This is a genomic window from Vibrio sp. 1731 (genome assembly GCF_033339955.1).
GTDB classification, from domain to species: Bacteria; Pseudomonadota; Gammaproteobacteria; order Enterobacterales; family Vibrionaceae; genus Vibrio; species Vibrio alginolyticus.
The window spans coordinates 1-1,138 of the sequence record NZ_JAWOVO010000133.1; the positions used below are offsets into that span (position 1 = coordinate 1).

At 44.6% G+C, this 1,138-nt stretch carries 1 protein-coding gene and 1 pseudogene; one reads left to right on the top strand and one right to left on the bottom strand.

What is annotated here, in order from left to right; genetic code table 11:
* Positions 1–240 (top strand): annotated as a pseudogene (gene tyrA, locus R7035_RS25690) (bifunctional chorismate mutase/prephenate dehydrogenase); the annotation flags it as partial.
* A gap of 61 nt (positions 241–301) precedes the next feature.
* Here tyrA and R7035_RS25695 read toward each other — a convergent pair.
* A partial coding sequence (locus tag R7035_RS25695; RefSeq protein ID WP_318146375.1) for a M23 family metallopeptidase occupies positions 302–1,138 on the bottom strand: 837 nt, incomplete at its 5' end.

Below are 1,138 nucleotides of genomic sequence, written 5' to 3' on the forward strand. Positions count from 1 at the left end.
GGGCAGGATCCAAATCTCTACGGTGACATCATTCTCGCATCGCAAGAGAACATCGATATGATCAAACGTTTCCATCAACGCTTTGGGGAAGCGCTTGCGATTTTAGACAGCAAAGACAAGGCCAAATTTGTAGAAAGTTTTGAGCAGGTGAGTGATTGGTTTGGCCAATACTCTCAGCAATTTATGAACGAGAGCCAAAACTTACTGAAACAGGCGAATGACAATATCCATCGTGGATAATGTTATCCTCTTAAAAGAAAAGAGCAGCTCTAGGCTGCTCTTTCTATTTCAAGGAATGACATCAGTTAATAATCGTTTCGTTGTTGTCTTCACTAGAAACAGTATTAATCGTTGTGTCGCGGTAGGGTGAGTTAGTTAAGTTGATTTGTAGACGCACTACATTATCAATCAACTGAACTAATGGACCCCATTTCACCATCTTCTCTTTCTCAAACACGTAGTTGAAGTTTTCTGGCGTCCACTCCATTAGTGATTGAGGGTTAAGTGTGCGACCAAGAAATCTCACTTCATAGTGCAAATGTGGGCCGGTTGAATTTCCTGAATTACCACATTGCGCAATGACATCACCTTTGCTAACAAACTGGCCGCTTTTGACATTGAACTTGTTCAAGTGAGCGAAAGAGCTAGAGAAACCAAAAGAGTGACGAAGGGTGAGGTAGTTACCATAACCTTTGTTTCCTGGACGTACGGTTTCAACCACACCGTCTGCAGGTGCGAGGATTTCTTCACCGCGCTTACAGGTCAAATCGATACCGGTATGCACGTGTCTTCTGCCTGAGATAGGATTGATCCGACTGCCGTAAGAAGAAGAGATTCGTTGATACGTCACTGGGCTGTCATTCGGAATCAAACGGAACATGGTCGCACGAACCGCAGAATCTATAGCTGCCGCATCAATTCGCTCTTCTAAGGCGAGGTTGTTCTCATCGATAGACAGCTCTTCATCAGCAAGGCCGAGTACCGATTCCACATCAAATACGCGCTTTCCGAGCAGCTGAATCTGGTTGTTCTTGTCCGTCAAAGCTTGAGAGAGTGAGTGGTTGGTATCTAATTGCTCTTCATAGAGCGCTGTGATTTCCGCTTTCTCGCTTTCTAGTTTGGTAATGGTTTGCGCCAG